Here is a 20,563-nt window from a genome sequence, read left to right as displayed (position 1 = left end):
TCAAGGCGGGCCGGCGGCGTCGTCGGCCCTACGCCCCAGCGCCTGCCAGGCGGGAGCGGCGTTGTCCGTCGTCGCTCAGGGCCGACCCACCTGGACCTTCGTCGACGTCGCCGCCGACGTCGCCGCGGGGCGTTGCGGCACCACCACGAGCCCGTAGTTGTAGTTGGCCATCAGCAGATCCTTCAGGCCGTCGTCGTTGATGTCGGCCACCGCGAGACCGCGCGGGGTGAAGGAGCTGGCGGGCGGCAGCTGGGAGACGCGGAACTCGTTGCCCAGCCAGCCGTCCGGCCGTTGCAGCAGGACGCCCGCCGAGCTCCAGCCGCCGTGGGTGACGGCGACGTCGTCACGACCGTCGTTGTTCACGTCGGCGATGGCGATCGCGTCCGGCACCTCGTAGACCGGGTAGCGGATCCACTGTCCGAGCACGCCTGCGCCGTCGTGGGTGAGCACCTGCACCTGGGCGTCCGGCGCGTTGCCGGACACGGTGACGACGACGTCCTTCCTGCCGTCCCCGGTCACGTCGCCGACGGCCATGGAACCGACCACGCGCAGGTACCCGGCGGGAGCCTGGTATCCCACCGGGTCGGCGAACGATCGAGGCGCCGTCTGGGTGCTGATCCGGATCAGTTGTCCGAGCTGCGCCACCAGGTCCGGCCGGCCGTCCCCGGTCATGTCGACCACGTCCAGCACGAAGCCGCGGTGCGGCGAGACGAGAGCCGCGGGGGCGAAGCCACCGGTGTCGTCGCCGTACCGCACGAGGACGCCGTTGTCGCTCACCGCGACGATGTCCGTCCGGCCGTCACCGTCCAGGTCGCGGAGCTTGAGGTCGATCAGGTCGTCGGCGAACGACAGGTGCTCGGCGGCGGAAAGCCCGGTCCCGGTACGGCGGAACACGTCGACCCCGTCGCCCGTCGCGACGACCAGTTCGTTGGCGCCGTCACCGTCCACGTCACCGATGACCGGGTACATGCTGCCGCCGGTGGGCGTCGACATCGCCACCTGCTGCCTCAGCATGAGCTGGTTCTCCGCTTCCTGCACGAACAGGAACGCGGAGTGGTCGTGGGCGTCGTCGGAGTACTCGGTCGTCGTGACCACCACGTCGGAGAGCCCGTCGCCGGTCAGGTCGCCGGCGGCGACGGCTTCCTCCCGGGAGCCGAGCTTCAGCCACGAGGGGCCGTCGAAGACCACCGAGCCGTACGGCTGGGTGACCACGGGCACGGCGTCGGCGGACGCGCTCGCCCCGGCCGGTTGCCAGTCGTACCCCTGGAACTGCGCGTAGACCGGCTTCGGGGTCCATCCGCTGCCGTCGACCATGGCGATCGCCGTGCCGTCGGTGCCGTGGACGCTGGCGAACGCGACCGCGCCGGCCGCGGACATGAACGCCACCTCACCGCTGGGAATCCGACCGTCCGCGTAGCGCACGCTCGCGATGAGCAGGATCCGCTGCCCCTGCTCCACCGAGCCCGGGGACACGGTGACCGTCGTCGTCGTGGCAGGGCCGGTGTAGACCCGTACGGCGTCGGACGTGGCCGTGGCGCCGCCCGCCGCGACCGCCCGGATCCAGTAGACGTAGCGGGTGGCGACCGTGAGGCCGGTGTCCACGTACTCCGTCGACGTCGTGGTGCCGACCACCGTCTCCACCGGTGCCGCGCTGCTCAGCCGGACGATCTCGTACCGCGCGGCGCCGGACACGCCCTGCCAACGCAGGGTCATGCTCGTCTCCGCCCCGGTCGCCCGCACGCCGACGGGCTTCGGAAGCGAGGTCAGCACCGACGCCTCGGTCGAGTAGCCCGACGCCCGCTTGTCGGAACGGGACCGCACGACGTAGTAGTACGTCGTCTCCGGCGCGACGGTGTCGTCGACGTAGGACGTCCCCGTGGCCGTTCCCACCGGCGCGTACGGGCCACCCGACACGGTTCCGCGCCGTACCTCGTAGCTGCTGGCACCGGCCGCGGCCTGCCAGCTCACCTCGACCCGGGACGCGGAAACCGCCGCCGCGCTGACCGAGGCCGGTGGCGTCAGGGCCGCCGCGAACGCCGGTGTGGTGGACGCCATCACCGCGAGCAGGGCCGTCAGCAGGGCCATCACGACACGGCCTGGCCTTCGCTTCTGCGACAACATGCACTCTCCAGATCCCGGGGATTCCGTCGTACGCAACAGCGCTGACGCATATGGGAACGTCACTGCCGGCACGGGTCCACCGCCGGCCGTCCGAACGCAGCGCCGGGTAGCGCCTCGCCCCCGCTGGAACGGCAGCCGACGAGAGAAGTCGGCTCAGATGATGATCTCTACACAGTCTGCGGGACCCAGTCAGGCGGCCGGGCGGGCTGGCCGTCCCGATCTTGTTCGACCGGTGGATGACCTCCGGCGAGGACAGTGTCGCGGCGTGACTCGGCACGCACGAGCCGGCGGCTGACCAGGTGCTCCCAGGCCCGCTGGGCGACCGACGCGGGCACGGCGGCCAGGGCCGACTCCGCCTCCGGCAGGGTGCGCGGCACGGTGAAGAGCTGGAGCAGCGGCACCAGACCGTCCGGGATGAAGTGCAACTGGCCGTCGACGCGGCGGAAGGCGAACCGGCCGGGCGGGGTCGCGCCGGCGGATGCAGACCACTGGAAGTAGTACCGGTAGGCCTGCGCGACCTCCGGCTCCGGCCGGGGGATCACCGTGCCGTTGAGGACGTAGCTGACCTCGCGGTCCGGCTGGGCGAGGCCCACCACGGTCATGATGTCCATGCCGTACCGGTCCTGATAGAAGTACGTGTGCGCGCAGTCCGTGCCGCCCACCCAGGGCCGCCCGAGGTCGTTGCCGGTCAGCGCCGCCTTGGCCTTCTCCAACTCGGCCAGCGCGCGGTCGCCCGGCGCGCCGCCGACCTGCTCGAAGCTCAGTGCCCGGGCGATGTCGTGGCCGGGATAGGGCACGACGTTGCGCAGCCCGAACCGTTCGGGCTGTTTGGCGACGATCGACCCCGAGGTGAGCATGAACGTGCCCAGCCCGCCGAACGTCCACTTGTCACGGTGCTCACGCAGGAAGTCGACGGACTCCATCGCCTCCTCCACCGTCTCGGAGGGGAAGCCGGTGAATCCCATCATCTGCACACCGATCCCGGCCCTCGTCATGGCGTCGATCGTCTGCGACACGCGGGCCGGCGTGGTGCCCTTGTCGATCAGGTCGAGGACGCGCTGGTTCGCGGACTCGAACCCCACCGAGACGGAGACGCAGCCACTGTCCTTCAAGGTGCGGCACCGCTCTTCCGTCCAGTACTTCTCCAGGCGGATCTCGGCACCCCAACGGAAGTCCAGGCCGATCTCGACCACCCGCTCGGCGAACCGCAGGATCGTCGCCGGCGCCAGGACGTCGACCGAGAAGTAGATGAACTTGGCGAACTGGGAGATGGCACCGACATCGGTGACCATCTTGTCCACCGGATCCTGCCGCCACGGGCTGGTCGGGCTGTCGCCGTTCAGGCCGTAGTCGCAGAACGTGCACTTGTTCCAGTAGCAGCCTCGGGTCGGCGAATAGTAGACGAACGGCTCCGGGCTGAGGTACTGCTCCCACGGCAGCGTCGAGTAGTCCGGCGTCGGCAGAGTGGCCAGCTGCTCGTACTTGAACATCGGCAGGGCCCGGCCGATCCCGTGCCTCGGGTGCAGCCGCACGTTGGGGTGGCCGCTGGGCAGCCGGCCGGCGTCGAGGGCGTCGAGGATCTCCAGGTACGCAGTCTCACCCTCGCCCACCACCAGCGCGTCGAACACGTCGAAGATCTGGAAGACCATGTTCTTGTCGAGGGCGTACTTCCAGACGTCGGAGACCTCGGTGCCGCCGGCCATCAGGAACACGCCCGGCAGCGCCCGGCGGATCAGCCGTGCCATCCACAGCGCGAACGGCAGTTGCGAGACGAAGGTGATGTTGATGCCGACGACGTCGTGCCCGCCAGCGACCAGCCGGGGCAGCAGCCGCTCCTGGTAGTAGGGGGTGAACGCGTTGCTCAGCCGGGCCAGCGTCGCCTCGTCCGTGAGGTCCCGGACCGACGAGGGGTTGAAGTGGTCGTACGGCTGGAAATCGAAGCCGTTGTGGAACTGCCCGGGCAGCCCGGCGGCACCCAGCGTGTTCATCCAGCCGGTGACGGTCTCGACGGCGTGCTGGTACCGCGGATAGTCGTAGAACCGCACCGGGTCCTGCAACACTCGCACCGCCTCGGCCGTCTGCTCGGGCGACACCTCGCCGGCCCGCAGCCGAATGGCGGCGGCCGCGGCGGCCGGCATCCGCCCGTCGAACACCGACGGCACCGACGCCTGGCGCATCAGCCAGTCGTACGGGACGTCGGTGTAAGAGTGGTGGAACGCCTCGATGTTGGCGTCGATGATCGTCGCGGCCGCCTGCCCCTGTGCCCGGGCGTACGAGTCGAGGTAACACAGCGAGTGGTACCCGCAGGTCGGATCGGTCAGGGGCGGATAGATCAGGGCCGGACGCATGTGTCCTCCTCGTCATGGCAGTGCGGAGCGGCCTCGGCGGTTCAGCCCTGGGGCGAGCCGGCGCGCTCCCGGATGGACCGGCTGGCGCCCTCGACGTCGTCCGTGTCGAACCGGACCTCGCCGGCGTGCACCGTTTCCCGGCCCCGGATCCGCACCGGCGTCTCCGGGGCCAGGGTCACCGTGAGCACGGTGCCGCTCATGCCCGGCACCGCCACGTAGTCGTCCGCGACGGCCACCAGCCCCTTGTATTTGGGGTGGTAATCGCGCCGCACGGAGCGGATGGAACCGACGTCGACAGAAACCGCCGCCAGGTGCCCCATGCGGATTACCAGACGACTCGAGTCGATGTAATGGGGCCTCGTGTGCAGGCCGGCGTAGAAACCGAACAACCAGATCGCGCTGTATATGGCGAAAACGAGGAGCACCGTCCGCAACCAGGCCCACGGTACGAGGAACTCCACCAGCATGACCTCCACCGGAATGATCACCATCATCACGATGATGAACACCTTGTGGGTCGAACCGTATTTGATGACGCTGGCGCCGGCCGGTACGTCCTTGCGCCCGCGGACGAGCAGAGCGATCGACACGAGTGAAGCGAGTTCCTGGTGCAGCAGCATGACTATGGGCCGGGGCAGCACGGTTGCGGCCGCCTGGAACAACGCCTCCCACCGGCTCTCACCCTCGCGGCGCAACTGGCGGTAGACCACCCGCGCGGTGACGGCGAGAGCGAGCGCCAGCACGCCGCAGAGCAGTTCGAGCCCGATTGCGATCACCACCGCGTCGCCGAGATCGAGCAGGCCGGTGGCCACCAGCAGCAACTCGACGGCGATCACCGAGACGGCCGTCCATTTCAACAGCTTCGGCATCAGACGCGGGGGATCGTGCGCAGGGGAACGACCGGCGCGTTTCGGCTCGTTCACCGGTCTACCTCCTTGAGACAGGAAAGCTCGGCCGGAACAACTTGGTCCTCGTCTCCGCCGCCTGACCGGCCACGGCGAACGGTCTCACCTTCCCCGATCATTCTGTTCGCCAATTGTCGCTCACCATCTCCGGGTCGAAGTGCCGCAGGGCCCGCCCGCAGCCGCACCCGAAGTCGAGGACCGACAGGTCCGGGCCGGTGAGCGGCCGGCCGGCGGCCCGTGCGCTTCGCCGCAGGTCGTCGCACGCCATCCGGCCGATCGATTCGAACACCGGCTCGCTCCCCGCGGCGGTCGCCCGAACCCGCGGCGGCGCCGGGGGCAGCAGAGGGCGCGACCGGACCGGGGTCTGCTGGTCAACCAAGGCGCTGCCTTCCGGTGAGGGGCTCCCCGACCGGCACGCTGGCCGGGACGGTCCAGCTGTTCTCGGCGACCAGCCAGCTGTCGCCCACCAGTCCCTGTTCGATGTAGGCGTAGGGCAGCACGCCGTAGCCCCGCTCGCCCCATTCCGGTCCCCAGCTGTTACGGACGCGGAAGTGCCGGCCGGCGTCGTCGAAGCCGGTCAGCAGGGCGATGTGCCGGCCCAGCGACCGTTCGTTCTCCCGCGGCATCGGGATGACGCCAGTGCCGATCGCGGCGAACTGCGAGACGTACAGCGGGAACTCGCACGCCACCGGGAGCCCGACGCGCAGCGCGTCCCGCAGCACTGCGAGGTAGCGGGACGCGTCGATCGAGTCCCGCCGGATGCGCCAGGAGGTGACCTCCGCCGGGCAGTCCGGCGACGGCGCGAGGTCCGTCGGCGGATCCGCGTTCACCGTCGAGGCGTCCCACGGCCAGGAGGCCTCGTCCGGCAGGCCGAACCGCTGCCAAGCGGCGATGCTCGACTCGATGTGCGCGCCGCGTCGGTCGGGCGTGCCCATCAGGCGGCGCGCCATCCGGTAGTTGAACAGTACCGACGGCTGGACCATGGTGTGCCGGGCGCGCCTGGCGAAGTAGGCGGCGAGCGCCGTCACCACCGCCGCGGTGCACAGCGGCACCGTGCCCTGGTCGATCACCGGAGGGAACCAGCCGTCCAGCGTCACCCGGCCCTCCGGTTCCGCCGGCCACGGTGGCGCGATGGCAGCGTCGTCCCAGTGGAACGGCGCCGGGTCGCGGCCGGCGCGACCCGGCGGCTCAGGCGCCGCCGACACGCTCGGTGACCCGCTCGGCGTGGACGACCTGCATGACCTTGGCCAACCGCTGGTCACGCATGAGGACCGCGTCGCGGAAGCCACGCAGGGCCTCGGGTGTGAAGTCGGCGGCCGGCCGCTGCTCGGGCAGGAAGTGGTGGTAACGGTCCTTGCCCTGCACGAGCAGGGCACTGTCCGGCCCGTGCAGCGGGCGGATCGACGGCGACAGATAGTCCACCGCGAAGCAGATCCGCTCCTCGTCGGTGGAACTCGGCCCGCTGCTGTGCACCGTGGTCGGCTGGTGGAGCGAGGCCTGACCGGGCCCGATCTCCACGGCCACGACGTCCTTCTCCTGGACGTCGTAGTCGGCCTGTTCGCCCTGCATCAGGCCGGCGATCGTCCGGTCGACGAACTCGTGCCGGACGAGACCGGCCTCGTGCGAGCGCCGGCAGTACAGCATCGTACCGTTGCGGCGGCTCGTCGGGGTCAGCGCCAGCCAGATGCGCACCACCTTGCCGTCGGCGCCCTCCCACCCGAAGTACGGCGCGTCCTGGTGCCACGCCAGCCGGCTGTTGCTGTGCCCGGCCCGGACGAACAGGTTCGTCGACCAGACCAGCAGGTCCGGCCCAACGAGGCTGGCCGCGATTTCGAGCAGCCGTGGGTGGTGGACCAGCGCGTCCGCCCACCGGGCCACCAGGTGGATCTTGGGATAGTTCCAGCGGCGGCGCAGCAGGCCGCCGACCCGACCGGTCACCGTGCGATAGGCGCGGTAGGCGGCGAGGGCCCGGTCCACCTCGGCCGGTGTCAGCACCTCGACCGGGAACAGGTAGCCCTGCTGCCAGAAGTGCTCGATCTCAGCCGGCCTGAGCCGCGAGGGGGACTCCGCCACGGTGCACCCCCAATGCACGCTCGACCTTCTGTCCCTGGTTGCCGGCGAGGTAGTCGCGCATGGTGCGCAGCAGCAGCCGGGCGTCGTCCGCCTTGGCGTCCGGCGCGTCCGTGGCGAAGTACCGCGACAGGGCAGCGTGCTCGTCCTCGGGCACCCTGCCGCGGATGGCGAGCAGCGTCGCGCGGGCGGTCCGCTGCGGGAAGTAGATGTCCTTGGCTGCCTGCAGGAACGCCTCGGCCGTGGCCGCACGCACGACGCCGGACTCCAGCGCCGCGCGGACGGCGACACGCAGGTTCACCATCGGTTCGGAGACGGGCGCCCCGGTCTCCTCGTCGAAGGCGATGGCGACCTCGTCGTCGGCGTCCACCTCACCCGTACGGTAGGCCTCGAAGATCTTGCCGACGCCGACCATGCCCCAGTGGTGGCACTCGGCCGCCCGCAGCGCGCCCATGCTCGAGGAGCCGAAGACCTTGATGCCGCGGTCGACGACTTCCAGCACCTCCTTCGGCGACACGCACAGGGTGGACAGGAACTTGCCGTCGATGATGCCGATCGCGCGGGGCAGCACCGGCCGACGCAGGATCTCCGCCAGGTCGCCACGGGCGATCGGCGGCAGATATTCGGCTTCCAGTTCCTCAGCTGCGGCCGGGACGGGAAGACTCGGGCCCAGATAGACAACAGCGCTCATCGGTGCGCTCCTCAGCGTGCGTTCGCGGTGGCGAGGGTGCGGTGCCGTGCCGAGATCTCCTGCACCGCGCGTTTCCAGGCGGCCGTCGCTCGGTCACCCAGCTTGCAGTGGTCGACCGCCCACGACTCGAGGCCGGGCACGATCATCCGGACGACGTTGACGGGGATGTGCGGCGGCGAGAAGTCGACCACCACGGCCCGCCGGATGCCGCTGCTGCGCAGCCGGCCGAGCATCAGCCGGACATCGTCCATCACGTCGTCGTGCTGGTACGTGGGGAGGTCGGCGGCGTCCAGCACCCGGCCCATCGGCTTCCAGATCCAGGCGCCCTTGTCGAAGGTGGACGACCGGCGTACGTGGTACATGTGCTTCGGCACGTCGCTGCCCGGAAGGCTGATGTCCTCGCGCATCGCCTGGATGTCCACCACCCGGCCCTGCGCGCACTCGGTGATGGCCCGGATGATCGCCACCTCGGCATCCGGGTGCGTGCCGAACCCGCCGTGCCCCTGTGACACCGTCGGGCCCATGTCCTCGGCGGTGGCCGCCATGAAGCTTGGGATGCCGAGGTCGCTGTTCAGCTGGATGACACGCATCTCCAGGCCGGCGGCGTGGATCTTCGCGATCAGCGACTGGGCGCGCTCCGGCAGCGAGCTCACGGCCACGTGCGGGTTGAGTTCGCGCAGAAAGCCCGTCACCTCCCGGGACTGGGCGGGCACCGACGACAGGCCCTTCTCCAGGACCTGGCTGAGTTGGCTGCTGAGGACCTCGCTGATCGTGATGGCGTCCCGTTCGATCACCTCACACAGCGCGTGGCAGATGGCCTCCTCGATGGTGTTGCCCGAGGCCAGGCCGTTCGTCGTGGTGATCTTGTAGCAGGGCGCCTCGTGGAACTTCGGGGAGTAGCAGGCGCCGTCCTGCGGGACGAGCACCTCCTCCTCGTTCAGCAGGTCGTACCCGAGGGTCCAGGAGATCGGCAGGTCGTCGGTGTAGTACGGGGCCAGCTCGAAGACATATTCGCTGGGGTGCATCACCGACCGACCCTGCGCGACCAGCTCGTTGTAGGTGGCGATCGCGTCGGGGCGGCGGGGAAGCCAGGCGGAGAAGCGCTCGATGCCCTCCATCACCGCGGAGGTCTTGGCGTCCATCGCGGTCAGGCCCTTGCCGTTGTAGACAGAAATGATGTCGTTCGAGCGCGGCGAGATGGCGTTGTAGACCGGGATGCCGATCCGGTCCAGGCCGGTGATGTCGGCGACCCGGGTGATGCCGGCGCGTAGCAGGTGCGGCTGTATCCTGGCGTACGTCTGTGCGCTGGTGATCTCCCGATGGGTGCCGACACCGTTCACCTTCGGTGCGCTGGTGCGTAGTTTCACAGCGTCCCCTCCCCGTCCAGTGCGATGCGGGCGCGACCGTCGCCCTCGTAGTGATAGGTCAGCGTCAGTTCGTCACCGGGCTTCACATGGTGCCCCTCGGCGAAGGCCCAGCCCGCGGTGAACCAGTGGCTGCGGTCGCCGCCGTCCCACGGTGCGGTGGAGAGATAGGTGGTGGGCCCGATCTTCCCCTTGAAGAACACGATCGCGGCGTTCACCACACCGGGACGGGACACCGGCACCGTCACCGTGTTCGAGAACTTCCGTACGTCGTTGTGCAGGCTCAGGTTGTACAGCGGCACCGGCTCGGACAGCGGCTCCCACTCCTGCACCCGTTCCGGACGTTCGTAGAAGCCGGCGACCCGCTTCATGTCCTCGTCAAGCATCGGCGAGAAGTCGACCCCGAACCGGTCCTGCCAGCGGCTGATGTGCTCAGGCAGCACGCGGTGCCGGGCCCGCATGTCCTCGGGCATGCAGGCGAGATAGACGTACGACTCAAAGGACTCCGGGATCAGCCGGGCGTCCGGGGTGAGTAGCCGCCGACGGGCGTCCTGCAGGTTCTCCCAGATCACCATGTCGAGGCAGTCGTTGCCGACGATGTCCGTGGTCAGTACGGTCGCCCGCTCCGGCAGTTCGGTCGTGGTGGACCAGCCACGGATCATGGTCACCCGGTCGGCGTAGCCGTTGTGGGCGATGACCTTGGCAGCCAGGTCACCGGAGCGGGCCGGTTCCAGGGCGTAGACGTGCCGGGCGCCGGCGCGGGCCGCAGCGATCGCCAGGATCCCGGAGCCGGTGCCGAGGTCCAGCACGACGTCGTCGGGGGTGACCGTCTCCTCGATCGCCTTGATGAACAGGTTCTTGCGCAGCGGGTCCTCGAGGATGGCGATGTTCAGGTACGCCAGCCCGTAACCGCCGATGGGGAACATCAGATCGGTGTAGCCGTCCGGCGCGTCCGTGGTGAGGATGCCGGAGTTCACCATCGCGGTCAGCGTGCCGATGAGCTCCTCCACAGCGCGGTGACCGGTGAGTCGTGGACGCAGCCGCTGGATCCCCTCGGCCACCGACCGCGGCTCGTAGAACACGTCGAGCAGCGACATCGCGTGCTGCCCGAACTCGAAGATCCGCCGGTCGTGGTGGATCCGCACCTGATGGGCGCTGTCGACCTCGACCAGGAGTTCGGGAACCCGACGGAGAACGGTGGTGGAGCCTACGGACATGTCAGTCCCCCAATGTGTTTGCTTCGGAGCGGTGATGGTCGTCCGGTGCGCCACCGGCGGCCCGGATCAAGGCGTGCAGCAACGCGGTCCGGTAGTCGCCCATGGAGCCGGTCTCCGACGTGTCGCCAGCGACCGCCAGGCCGTCCACGGGCTCGACCACGGTGAACCCGTCGTCCCTGAGTTGCTGGACGTTGCGGCGTACGGCCGGCTTCGCCCACGTGGTGGCGTTGGTCGAAGGCACCACGATCACCGGGGCGGCGACCGCCATGATCGTCGAGGTGGCGAGGTTGTCGGCGATGCCGTGGGCCAGCTTGCCGACGAAGTCCGCGGTGGCCGGCAGCACAATCGCCACGTCGGCCCACTCGGCCAGCGACACGTGCGAGCGCGCGTCGGCGGGCAGGTCGTCCCATTCGACGTACACCTCGCACCCGGCGACGCGGCGGATCGATTCGACGGTGACGAGCCGGGTGGCCATGGGCGTCAGCACGACCCGGATCCGGCTCAGCCGCAGCCGGTTCTTGAGCCACAGCAGGATGTGCGGCAGTCCGAGCACCGCGACGGATCCGGCTCCGAAGACCAGAAGGCGGATCTCGCTGAAGTCGTGACGCGTCCCGGTCACCGGTCACCCTTCGGGAGAAGATCGGCGAGTTCCCGCCACCGCCCTGTGGCGGCGGCCGCCACCTGCTCGACGTGGTCCGCCGAGCCGACCGCGACGACGCCCTGCGCGTAGTGCTCGAGCAGCCGGTCCGCGACCAGCGCCGGGAGCCGGTCGAGGCACGGCTGCCCGGCCACGGTGCGGTAGCCGGCGAGGAAGCAGCGCACGAGCGCCGGGAACCGCGCGGCGCCGGTCCCCACGGCGGCGGCCTCGATCAGCTCGGCGAGGAAGTAGGCCAGGTCGCGGTCCGGGTCGCCGACGCCGGCCTCGCGCCAGCCCATGACCACCGGGCGATCCAGCGGTACGACCAGTCCGGACGAGAACCGGCCGTGCACCAGGCAGTCCGGCCGTGCCGGGGGTCCGGCGGCGGAGGCGGCCAACGCGAGGACCCCGTCGCTGCGCCGGATCAGGTCGGTGCGCGCTGCGGCGACCCGGTGGGTGACGGCGGACGCCGCAGGTAGCCAGGCCGCCCGGCGCCGGCCCGGGAGGAACGACACCTCGGCGGCGGGTACGGCGTGCAGCCGACCGAGGAACGCGCCGAGTGCGGTGCACGCGCCCTCCCACGCTCCGGCGTCCGCGTCCGGCGGAGCCCCGAACAGGGGGTCGCAGAGCAGCATCGGAGTGGGAAGAACCGGCCAGGTCGCCAGGTCGGGCCGGACCAGCTCGGCCGGCGCAGCCGGCACGTCGCCGGCGGGCAGCGAGCCGGAGAGGCGCTGCAACTGGGCGGCGTCCAGATAGTCGCCGGGGGCGTGCGCCTGCTCGAACCACCGGTACCCGGTCCCCGAGCGCACACAGCGACGCGCCACGAACGGGCCCTCCATCGATCGCACCGTCGTCACCGTCGTGGCGCCGGCCGTCACGGCGCGGCTCCGAGGAGCTGGGGCGCCTCGTACGGGCGCTCGATGGACAGGCCCTCCTGACGGAAGCGCTCGGCAACGGCCTCGATTCGGCCCTCCAGATCCGTCACACCGCCGGCGTGCGCGGCGACCAGGCCCTCCGCCACCAGCGTGCACCGGTTCTCGCCGAAGCTGACCGTGCGCCCGCTCAGTTGCGGCTCCACCGCAAACGAGATGCCGGGCAGCAGCGGCTTGACGAAGCACGGCGGGTCGTCCCGGAGCCGGCCGGTGAGCTGCCCGTGTATCTCCGGCACCATGGACTCGTGATCGAGCCAGTCGGCCTCGCGCAGGTAGAGCACGCCGGCGTCGCGCCGGACGTAGGCGCTCGGATGGTTGGCCAGCTTGAAGCTGAAGGGGACCTTCCGGCGGTTCAGCTCGCCCGTCACCACGCGCATCACGTCCGGCGCCGCGTCCGGGCCGGCCAGGGTGAAGTAGACCCGGACCATGGTGGACTCGTCGGACTTGTGCGGGGGGCCCTCGTCGCCCACCGCCATGTACCAGCCGAGCACCGCGTAGCGCCGCCAGGGCGGCAGCACGACCGCGACCTCGTCGTCGGGCGCCAGCGGGCCGTCGTGTACCAGGTCATCGGCGGCGGCCAGCACCGTGATGCCGTCCTTCTCGATCAGCCAGGCATCGTCCCGGGGGGACCGGACGCGCCAGCCCGGAACCCGGTATCCGGTGCCCGTGTTCGCCGCGTGGATCTGCTCTGTGAACGCGTAGTCCTCGTGATCCACCAACGCGGCGGCCACCTTCCCGCCGCCGATCAGCAGGCGGGCGGCGGCGTCGTCACCGGCGTAGTAGGTGAGGTAGATGACGCGGGACAGATAGGACACCACGGGATAGTCGGACCGCGCCTCCATGTCCCGTGGCGGGGTGAGGCGCCCGAACCGGGGGTGCGAGAAGGTTCTCTCGTCGAGGATCACCACCTCGTCGGCGATGCGGCGGATGACGTCGCGGTACATCGTCATTTCATGATCACCTTTGGGGTCGGATCGGCGATGAGTCGCTTGCCGTAGAGCAGGCACAGGTGGCCGACCTGGGTGAGCATGCCGAGCTGCTGGAGCCGCATCGCGGCCTGGAGCAGCAGAGCGACGCCGGCATACCGCAGGATGCGCAGCTCGGTGTCGTCCGGGATGCCGGTCAGCGCGCGATAGGCGGACAGGAACGTGCGGGCGTTGCGCCGTGCCGTCCGCAGTGCCTCGACGTCGCCGTGCCGGCGGACCGACTCCACGAGGAACTGCCCGACCAGATAGCCGACGTCGTAACACGGGTCGCCGAAGCCGGCGAGCTCCCAGTCGATGAGCCGGACCGGGCAGTCACTGCCCGGGTCGCGCGGGAAGAGGATGTTGTCGTCCCGCAAGTCGTAGTGGACGATCGTGTCCGGCCGCCACTGCGCGTGGAGCTCCTGGAACTCGGGCTCGAGCTGCTGCATGACACGCAGGTAGACGTCGAAGTCGAGGCCGGCGCCACAGGCGTACTCGTACGGCGTAAGCAGCGTGTTGGTCGGCACCGGCGGGTGGAGCAGCCATTCCGGGTACTTCCGGTAGGCCTCCGCGATGGGCGCCTTGTGCAGGTCGGCCAGGGCGGCGGCCAGGTTGACCAGATGGGTCACGTCGACAGCCGGATCGCGCTGGGTCAGCTCCCGCAGGCTGTCGCAGTCCTTCACCACGTCCAGCGCGATGGCGCGGGTGCCGTCGCCGCACGCGGTGATGTGCGGCACCGCCTGCCGGGCCCGCGGCGACAGGTCGAGCTCCCGGAGCATGCCGAGCACGACCCGCTCGTAGTCGTTGTCAAGCTCGGTGTCGGTGTCCGGGAACTTCACCAGGCGTGCCGTCCCGTCGTCGAGCTCGACCATCAGGACGACGCGCCGGGAGGAGCACCGTTCCACCCGCACGATCCGCTCCTGCTCGAGGCCCAGCATCGCGAGCACCGCGTAATCGGGCCGGAAGTCCGCCAGATCGTTTCCAATCTGGCGGGGAGCCAGGCGCCGACCCGGGCGCGGGGTGAAAAACCCCAGCGCCCGGGCGCGCAGAAGCTCGAGTGCCCCTGTGCTTTCCGTCATGTCTGCTTGGTTCAGCAGTGGGTCGCAGGCGTCACGACGACCGAAACGAAAGTGCCCTGAACGCCCTCGTCCGGGTTCATTCCGACCTGCTCCTCGAGGAACTTCTGCAGTTCCTCGGAGGAGACGCCGGCCAGTTCGCTGAACGAGGCGTCGATTGAGTCGACAGCCGTGGCCGCGTTGGACTCGTCGGCCTGGATCTGGCTGATCAGATCCTCGATGCTCTCGGCTGGAGCAGTCATATTTCCTCCCAGGATAGAGATTTCGGCTCGTGGTGAGCCGGCAGGAGGAGCCTCGCACGGCGCCGCATGGCGAACGCGTCGAGCGAATGTTGGCCGGAGATCACTATTGCTTCTCCGGTCATCTGGTGCAGCCGAAACAAGCCGGCCGAAGGCGATCGTCGCCGTCGCACCGCAATGTCCTGATAAGGTCTTGTGGGCGCGTCACACCGAATCGTCGTCGCGGCGCAGAATTGACCGATGCAGTTGCTGGAGCATGGCGCCCGGCTGCACCCCGAGATCCCGGTCCAGAATGCGCCAGAATTCCTGGTAGGCGCCGAGGGCCCCGCCGATGTCGCCGGAGCGGTAGTAGGCGCGCATGAGGTGAGCCCAAAGTCCTTCCCGCATCGGGTGCTCGGCCAGCAGGGCGCGGATCTCCGGGATCATGAGCCGGTGCTCCCCGAGGCGGAACTGGAGCGACAGCAGATCCTCGTACGCCACCAGCCGCAGTTGATTGAGGGACTCGATCTGCGCCCGGAGGGCCTCGGCCACCGCCAGGTCGGTGTGGCCGGCGTCGCCCCGCCACAGTCCCAGGGCCACCCGCAGGGTGGACGCGGCGGCGGCCACCGCGCCGGCGCGGGCCTCTTCGTCGGCGTGCCGGACCAGGCGTACGAAGACGTCGGCGTCCAATTCCATGGGTTCCACACGTAACCGGTAGGAATTGCCGTCGGACTGCCCGCCCCGTTTGACCGACGACAGCCTTGGCGGACTTTCTTCGGCAATCGTGAGCGCCTTGCGCACCTGTGCCACGTAGGACCGGACGTTGGACCGCGCCGAGTCCGGCGGGTTGTCCCACAGCGAATGAATCAGCTGCGCCTGGGTGACGAACTGGTTGGCCCGTAAGAGCAGTACGGCGAGCGCGCTGCGGGCCTTGTTCTCGGAGAGCGCCTGCTCGACTTCCTTGTCACGGCCGGGGTCGGCGCTCCACGCCACGGTGGGCCCGAGAATTCCGAACCGTAATACCGATGAGTAACTTTCCCCTATCGCCGGTTTGGTCGCCCGAGCGTTCCAGGAATCGCGCATTGGTGCAGGTGACAAGGCCATTTGGTGCCAGCTCATGTGACTCCCCGTTGTCCCCATGATATGAGCGTCCAAGGTGGGCTTTACCCGTGACGCACGAGGTTACCAGGGTAAATGTGATCATGGGGGCCTGTCATCAAGGCGCTGGAGACATAACGGACGAGGCACCGAAAGCGATTCTGAAGGTTTCTGCGGCGCCAACAGTGCGCCGTGGGAGCCCCAACGTCTGCGACCGCTGTGGAGGCGAACCGTTCCAGCGCCACGACGACAACCCAGACCGCATCACCGCGGGCCTGCAGTCCTACCGACCAGCCGTGGCAGCCACACTCAGTCACTACCGCGCATCAGGCAAGCTGACCTCCATCGACGCCACCCTCACGCCGGCGGAGATCACCACCAAGGCAATCGCGTAGCAGCCGCATCGCTTCCTGATCGAGACGGCGGCCATCCTCACCCTGTTGATCAAGCCCTGCCATCACGACGCGAGACGCTACCTCGTCGACGTGTCACGGATCTGCGCCGTGGTCATCGCATCGACGCACAAGGCAAGCCGCGCGGAATCGTCGTCGGCCGCCCGGAACCACTACCGTCGGCTAACAGCCGGCCGTCCGCGCTCGTCTCGGTGGAGTACGCCGAGGCGAGCGCGGGAAGGATCATTCTGGAGGGCCTCTGGTGGAACCAGGCACGACTGCCGGCGGTCCAACCTGACATGCGCGCGGTCGTCTCCCTCAGCTCTGTCCTGCTGGGCCTGTTCGTCGGCGCTCTCATGCTGCGTTCCGGCTGGGAGCTGCCGGTGCGAACCTCCTGCTCAGGCGACGTATGCACGTCGCAGTCGTGGGTCGACGTCGACTGGGACCGCGTCAACTGGGAACTGAAGCCAACCAGGATCGCCTGCTTCGAGGCCAACCCGGCCAACCACGATGTCCTGATCGGGCCCGGCGACGAATGCGTACGGTCCCGCGGCGACGTCATCGAACACCAGGCCACCTACGAAGAACTACGTGAAGAGATCCAGCAACGGCGCACCCGGGCACTTGCGTTCGCCGGCGCCGCGATCGCGCTGCCACCGATCCTCGTCGAGGTGTGGTGGCGGGTTCGCCGCAGGCCGGCACCGACGACACACTGACTCCACGCTCCCCACCCTGATCGCGGCATGTGCGCTGGGCAGATCCATCTCTGTGTCATGCCGCAACTGCGCGACCCAATTGCGCGGGGGGTCTCGTGGTTGACGCCCAATTCACGGCCCACGTCACGGATCGTGCGGCCGGAATCCAGCACCAACGCCGCGGCCTGACGCCGGAACTGCGACGGGTACCGAGCTGATGCCGGTTCGGCGTGTCGCGTCGATGAAATCGCTCGGTTCCATCGGCGAGCGCGTGGTGCCTCGTCAGCTCGAATTCAGCTTCGACACAGGCGTGGCTGGTCGCTGCCGAAGATTGCTAGAGGCCGAGTTGGACCGGATGCGTCGGCGTGCCGGTGGTGAGAAGCGCCGTCAACGGTGTGGCGAGGTCACGGGGCGAAAACAGATCATGGCCGGCGTAGCTGACGATCTCCGAGAGCTGCCACCAGCGGAACGCGGCCAGGTTCTCGGCGGCGAGTTGGTCGTCGGTCAGCTCGCCCCGGGGCTGGAAGTGGCTCGCGCGGATGAGGAAGTAGTCATTGATGATGCCGTCGAAACCGGACGCGTGGTCGGCGGCGACGACTTCCTGGTGCCAGACGTGCGGCGGGTCCACGGTGATCGTCAGACCGGTCTCCTCGCGGAGTTCGCGACGCAAGGCCGTCAGCGGCTCCTCGCCGGGTTCGATGCCGCCGCCCGGTGCCGCCCACACGGCCTTCGCCTGGCCCGGCACTGCCGGGTGAGGGGAGACGAACTGGCACAACAGTATGCGGTCGTCCTCGTCGAGCACGATCGCGCGGACGGACCGACGCAGGTTCGGCGTCATGGTCTGTCGAACGCGGCGGCGCGGCGAACGATGATCGACATATCCGGAGACTATCAGCCCCCCACTCGGTCTTTTATGGCTTGCCGTTGGCGCTGTGCTGACCAACCTCGTTTCCCTGTCCCATTTGTGGTTCGGCGATGGGGCGGTCGGCGAAGCGGTTGTCCTCGCGGGCGGCGGCCAGTTTGTCGGCGAGGCTTCGGACCCCGGTTTCCTGATCGCGCACGGTGCGTTTGAGGGCGAGGTTCTCACTGGTCATACGAATTCGGTCGTCTTCGGCCCAGCCGGTATTCAGGTCGCGGATTTTGCCGAGGAGTTCGGCGATGTGCTCGCGCTGGCGCAGGATCTCGACGACCACGCCAGGGACACCCTTCTCGTGGCGTGGCGCAGGCTGGCTACGGTACCGACGGCGCCACTGCCGTGGTTGCTCGGCGTCCCAGGCAACCGTGACGGCGGTGCAGACAATTTTCTTCATGCGGGTTCGGGCCGGGGGTAAGTGGGCCGAGGGGCTCAGGCGTGTACGGGACGTGGGACACGAGCAAGCACAGTTCGCAGAGTTCTATCGGGTCCACCGGGCCGCCTGCGCGCGGGCGGTGGTGGCCAGCACGGGCGACCGCGAGGGCGCTGAGGACCTGGTGGCAGAGGCGTTCACCAGGGCTTGGATGTCCTGGCGGAAGGTCAGCAGGCACCCGGCGCCCCAGGCTTGGGTGGTGCGTACCGCCCTGAACGTGCGGGTGTCGGCCTGGCGGCGCCGCCGCCGCGAGGTCGCCCTGGCTGACGGGCACGACGTGGCGGTCGGCCAGGACGCCGGGGGCGTGGACGCGGCGCTGATGGCGGCGCTGCGACGGCTGCCCGCCCGCCAGCGAGAGGTGATCGCGCTGCGGGCGTTTTTGGACCTGGACACCGAGACCACCGCTCAGGTGCTCGGCATCGCTGCGGGAACTGTCACCGCTCACCTTTCCCGGGCCGTCGCGACGCTGCGCGGCCAGTTGGTACCCGCCGAGACTCAGGAGATCAAGCAGTGAGAGACCAAGACGTACTGCGTGCGGTGGCGGACGGCCTGTCCGGCCTGGACATGGATCGGCCGGCGGAGGACATCATCGCCGCGGGCAATACGCGGCGCCGACGGCGGCTGGCCGCAGTGACCGCGGCCGGGGTGATGCTCGCCGGGCTGGCCTTGGCCGTGCCGGCGCTCACCGGCCCGGGACCCGCCTCGCCGCCGTCCGCGGAGCGGCCGGCCAGCATGGCTCCGACGCAGCTGGTCGCCTTCTCCGTGGCCAGCAAGCCCAACGGGACGGTGCTACTCACCCTGTCGAAGAAGCAGGTCGCCGACCCGGACGCGGTTCGAAAGGCGCTGTCCGAAGCCGGCGTGCCGGCGGAAGTCAGGGTCGGCTCGATCTGCTCCTCCGTGCCCGCGCCCCGACTTAATGAAAGGATCTTCCCCTCGCATAGCGAGGCGGACGCGAACACTCTCCTGGTGATCAACCCGTCGGCCATTCCGAAGGGCGCGGTGGTGAGCATCGGGTACAAGGACTCCCACGGCCCGGTCGCGTTCGGCCTGGCCTGGAAGAACCGGATGACCTGCAGCAACATGTGATCATCCTGGCCGCCGTACCCCCTCGTCGAGCAGCTCCGGCGGCCGCGAGCCGCACGACAGAGATCGCATACCCGCCACCGCTGAAGACGCTCATCGGCGTGCGGTGCGGACCGCTCAGGTCCGCACCGCACGCGCCAGTTCTGCGCGCCCGAAAATCCGGCGTGTTCAGTCGGGAACGAGGAATCAACACGCATCGCCGAACCCCCGGGTACGGCGCCGGAGAAAAACGCGACGATGCGGACGCCGCGCCGGTGAGCGGGCGCGCACCAGGTCGATCACCTCGGGCTGGACGGCTGTTTCCGAGAACTCCTACTCGGCAGTCGGCTTGCTGGCGCATGCCGGCCGCAGTGCGCTGGCGCGCGCGGCGGCCAGCGTGATCCGCACCGCCTGGTCAGCGGTCGCCTCGTCGACTGGCTCGGCGGTGATGAGCAGGCGCAGGTAGATCGGCGCGGCAAGGGTCTTGAGCAGTTCGGCCGCGTCGGTGTCCCGGGGAGTTCGCCACGCTCGATGGCGCGGGCTATTACCGGTTCGGCTCTCGTGAGCCGATCGTCGAACACCTGCCGCCTTGCGGCGGCGATCTGCGGGAGATGGGCCGCCCCGGTGAACATGGCTGCGAGGATGGCCCGCCCGGTCGGACTGGTGAACGTTTGGACAAGCGAACGCGCCAGCGCTGCGATCGCTTGCCGAAGATCAGCTAGAACGCTGTGGGTCCTGCGTATACAGGCTTAACGCTGCCGCGAGTCGGGAGCCGAGTCATCCTTCCTCGTCGTCGAGCAGTTCGCGGCGCCATTCGGCGAATCGGCTTCGGAGTTTGTCCAGCGCTCGGCCGGTGACGCCGTACTGGGCGAAGTCGTCGGGATCGAGCTGGGTGGCTTGTCCGAGAGCGTCGGCGAAGATGCGCCGGTCGAAACCACGGTCGGCGCGCTGCGCGAGGCCGAGGAGGGCCTGGCGCGTGTAGCGGCCGGATCGGAGCGCGGCGTCAATGTCGATGAAGTCGCGAGCGAACGCTCGCCCGTAGAGGGCACTCATCTTGTTCGCGACCGCGTCGTCCGGGTGCAGTACCGGCCCGATCGCCATGAGGATCGGTTCGTTGGCACGCCAGTCCACGCCGAGTTCGACCGTGGAAATCCGCATGCCGTCGGTGACAGCCAGCCGGGCGAACGTGTCGTACTGCCGCTCGGTCTCGATGGTCAGGCCGTCGTCCCGGTAGGCCTGTACGACGGCGGCGACCGCAGCGGTGAACTCGTCGCGGCGGTCCCAGGCGGTGAACAGGTCGACGTCCTCACTGGGCCGCTCGACAAGTCCAGCGGCCTGCACGGCGTAGCCGCCGGCCAGCGCGAAGCCGTATCGATCGGCGGCCGCGAGCCCGGTGCGGGCAAGGCGTTCGTGGAAGGGGTCCACC

At 69.3% G+C, this 20,563-nt stretch carries 23 protein-coding genes and 1 pseudogene; 4 read left to right on the top strand and 20 right to left on the bottom strand.

All coding sequences use genetic code 11. The features are described from left to right. Positions 1–75: 75 nt before the first annotated feature. From ACZ6Q9_RS25350 to ACZ6Q9_RS25280, 15 genes are all read right to left on the bottom strand, one after another. Positions 76–2,085, bottom strand: a complete 2,010-nt coding sequence (locus ACZ6Q9_RS25350) for an FG-GAP-like repeat-containing protein (protein ID WP_393453137.1) — start codon at positions 2,083–2,085, stop codon at positions 76–78. A 203-nt stretch (positions 2,086–2,288) separates the two neighbouring features. Continuing rightward, positions 2,289–4,469: a B12-binding domain-containing radical SAM protein gene (locus ACZ6Q9_RS25345; RefSeq protein WP_393258053.1), complete on the bottom strand. Its 2,181-nt coding sequence runs from the start codon at positions 4,467–4,469 to the stop codon at positions 2,289–2,291. A gap of 41 nt (positions 4,470–4,510) precedes the next feature. Continuing rightward, complete coding sequence (locus tag ACZ6Q9_RS25340) at positions 4,511–5,392, bottom strand: hypothetical protein (protein WP_393258056.1); 882 nt, start codon at positions 5,390–5,392, stop codon at positions 4,511–4,513. Between the two features lie 97 nt (positions 5,393–5,489). Continuing rightward, entirely contained in the window at positions 5,490–5,663 is a 174-nt protein-coding gene (locus tag ACZ6Q9_RS25335; protein WP_393258058.1) for a hypothetical protein, read from the bottom strand. An 82-nt stretch (positions 5,664–5,745) separates the two neighbouring features. After that, positions 5,746–6,471, bottom strand: coding sequence for a C1 family peptidase (locus ACZ6Q9_RS25330; RefSeq protein WP_393258061.1), 726 nt, complete (start codon positions 6,469–6,471; stop codon positions 5,746–5,748). Positions 6,472–6,562: 91 nt separating this feature from the next. Continuing rightward, on the bottom strand, positions 6,563–7,447 hold the full coding sequence (locus tag ACZ6Q9_RS25325; RefSeq protein ID WP_393453125.1) for a phytanoyl-CoA dioxygenase family protein: 885 nt from the start codon (positions 7,445–7,447) through the stop codon (positions 6,563–6,565). Then, entirely contained in the window at positions 7,413–8,135 is a 723-nt protein-coding gene (locus ACZ6Q9_RS25320) for a TfuA-like protein (RefSeq protein WP_396829793.1), read from the bottom strand. Before ACZ6Q9_RS25320 ends, ACZ6Q9_RS25325 begins: the two co-directional genes overlap by 35 nt. Before the next feature lie 11 nt (positions 8,136–8,146). After that, positions 8,147–9,502: a YcaO-like family protein gene (locus ACZ6Q9_RS25315; RefSeq protein WP_393258067.1), complete on the bottom strand. Its 1,356-nt coding sequence runs from the start codon at positions 9,500–9,502 to the stop codon at positions 8,147–8,149. After that, a complete protein-coding gene (locus ACZ6Q9_RS25310) occupies positions 9,499–10,716 on the bottom strand; it encodes a 50S ribosomal protein L11 methyltransferase (RefSeq protein WP_393258069.1) in 1,218 nt (405 codons plus the stop codon). The genes ACZ6Q9_RS25315 and ACZ6Q9_RS25310 overlap by 4 nt, the downstream gene beginning before the upstream one ends. Position 10,717: 1 nt before the next feature. After that, on the bottom strand, positions 10,718–11,335 hold the full coding sequence (locus ACZ6Q9_RS25305) for a flavoprotein (protein WP_393258071.1): 618 nt from the start codon (positions 11,333–11,335) through the stop codon (positions 10,718–10,720). Further along, complete coding sequence (locus tag ACZ6Q9_RS25300; protein WP_393258074.1) at positions 11,332–12,201, bottom strand: phosphotransferase family protein; 870 nt, start codon at positions 12,199–12,201, stop codon at positions 11,332–11,334. The genes ACZ6Q9_RS25305 and ACZ6Q9_RS25300 overlap by 4 nt, the downstream gene beginning before the upstream one ends. Before the next feature lie 26 nt (positions 12,202–12,227). Further along, positions 12,228–13,235, bottom strand: a complete 1,008-nt coding sequence (locus ACZ6Q9_RS25295) for a T3SS effector HopA1 family protein (protein WP_396829790.1) — start codon at positions 13,233–13,235, stop codon at positions 12,228–12,230. Next, positions 13,232–14,188, bottom strand: a complete 957-nt coding sequence (locus ACZ6Q9_RS25290) for a phosphotransferase family protein (protein WP_393258079.1) — start codon at positions 14,186–14,188, stop codon at positions 13,232–13,234. Before ACZ6Q9_RS25290 ends, ACZ6Q9_RS25295 begins: the two co-directional genes overlap by 4 nt. Before the next feature lie 152 nt (positions 14,189–14,340). After that, positions 14,341–14,568 carry a thioviridamide family RiPP peptide gene (gene tvaA / locus ACZ6Q9_RS25285; RefSeq protein ID WP_393258081.1) on the bottom strand — a complete coding sequence of 76 codons (228 nt, stop codon included), beginning with the start codon at positions 14,566–14,568 and terminating at the stop codon, positions 14,341–14,343. Between the two features lie 201 nt (positions 14,569–14,769). Then, positions 14,770–15,627 (bottom strand): AfsR/SARP family transcriptional regulator, encoded by an 858-nt coding sequence (locus ACZ6Q9_RS25280; protein WP_396829787.1) that lies wholly within the window; start codon positions 15,625–15,627, stop codon positions 14,770–14,772. 86 nt (positions 15,628–15,713) lie between these two features. On the opposite strand from ACZ6Q9_RS25280, the gene ACZ6Q9_RS25275 reads away from it, so the two are divergent. Both ACZ6Q9_RS25275 and ACZ6Q9_RS25270 read left to right on the top strand, forming a co-directional pair. Beyond that, a complete protein-coding gene (locus tag ACZ6Q9_RS25275; RefSeq protein WP_396829786.1) occupies positions 15,714–16,037 on the top strand; it encodes a hypothetical protein in 324 nt (107 codons plus the stop codon). 209 nt (positions 16,038–16,246) lie between these two features. Beyond that, a complete protein-coding gene (locus ACZ6Q9_RS25270; protein WP_396829784.1) occupies positions 16,247–16,750 on the top strand; it encodes a hypothetical protein in 504 nt (167 codons plus the stop codon). 101 nt (positions 16,751–16,851) lie between these two features. On the opposite strand, the pseudogene ACZ6Q9_RS25265 reads toward ACZ6Q9_RS25270, so the two are convergent. From ACZ6Q9_RS25265 to ACZ6Q9_RS25255, 3 genes and pseudogenes are all read right to left on the bottom strand, one after another. After that, positions 16,852–16,977: pseudogene (locus ACZ6Q9_RS25265) on the bottom strand (transposase); the annotation flags it as partial. An 86-nt stretch (positions 16,978–17,063) separates the two neighbouring features. Continuing rightward, the gene (locus ACZ6Q9_RS25260; protein ID WP_393258090.1) at positions 17,064–17,567 is read right to left on the bottom strand and encodes an NUDIX hydrolase; all 504 of its coding nucleotides are present in this window, start codon (positions 17,565–17,567) and stop codon (positions 17,064–17,066) included. A gap of 73 nt (positions 17,568–17,640) precedes the next feature. Further along, entirely contained in the window at positions 17,641–17,922 is a 282-nt protein-coding gene (locus ACZ6Q9_RS25255) for a hypothetical protein (RefSeq protein ID WP_393453108.1), read from the bottom strand. Here ACZ6Q9_RS25255 and ACZ6Q9_RS25250 point away from each other — a divergent pair. After that, complete coding sequence (locus tag ACZ6Q9_RS25250; RefSeq protein WP_396829783.1) at positions 17,888–18,589, top strand: sigma-70 family RNA polymerase sigma factor; 702 nt, start codon at positions 17,888–17,890, stop codon at positions 18,587–18,589. The genes ACZ6Q9_RS25255 and ACZ6Q9_RS25250 overlap by 35 nt on opposite strands. After that, positions 18,586–19,161: a hypothetical protein gene (locus ACZ6Q9_RS25245; protein WP_393258097.1), complete on the top strand. Its 576-nt coding sequence runs from the start codon at positions 18,586–18,588 to the stop codon at positions 19,159–19,161. Before ACZ6Q9_RS25250 ends, ACZ6Q9_RS25245 begins: the two co-directional genes overlap by 4 nt. Positions 19,162–19,436: 275 nt before the next feature. On the opposite strand, the gene ACZ6Q9_RS25240 is transcribed toward ACZ6Q9_RS25245, so the two are convergent. After that, positions 19,437–19,880 (bottom strand): TetR-like C-terminal domain-containing protein, encoded by a 444-nt coding sequence (locus tag ACZ6Q9_RS25240; protein WP_396829846.1) that lies wholly within the window; start codon positions 19,878–19,880, stop codon positions 19,437–19,439. 34 nt (positions 19,881–19,914) lie between these two features. Continuing rightward, positions 19,915–20,562 carry a nucleotidyl transferase AbiEii/AbiGii toxin family protein gene (locus ACZ6Q9_RS25235; protein WP_396829781.1) on the bottom strand — a complete coding sequence of 216 codons (648 nt, stop codon included), beginning with the start codon at positions 20,560–20,562 and terminating at the stop codon, positions 19,915–19,917. Position 20,563: the final 1 nt, after the last annotated feature.

The sequence above is a fragment of the Micromonospora sp. NPDC049139 genome (assembly GCF_055586845.1).
The sequence above is the reverse complement of the archived record's forward strand: the minus strand, read 5'-3'. Positions and strand labels throughout refer to the sequence as shown.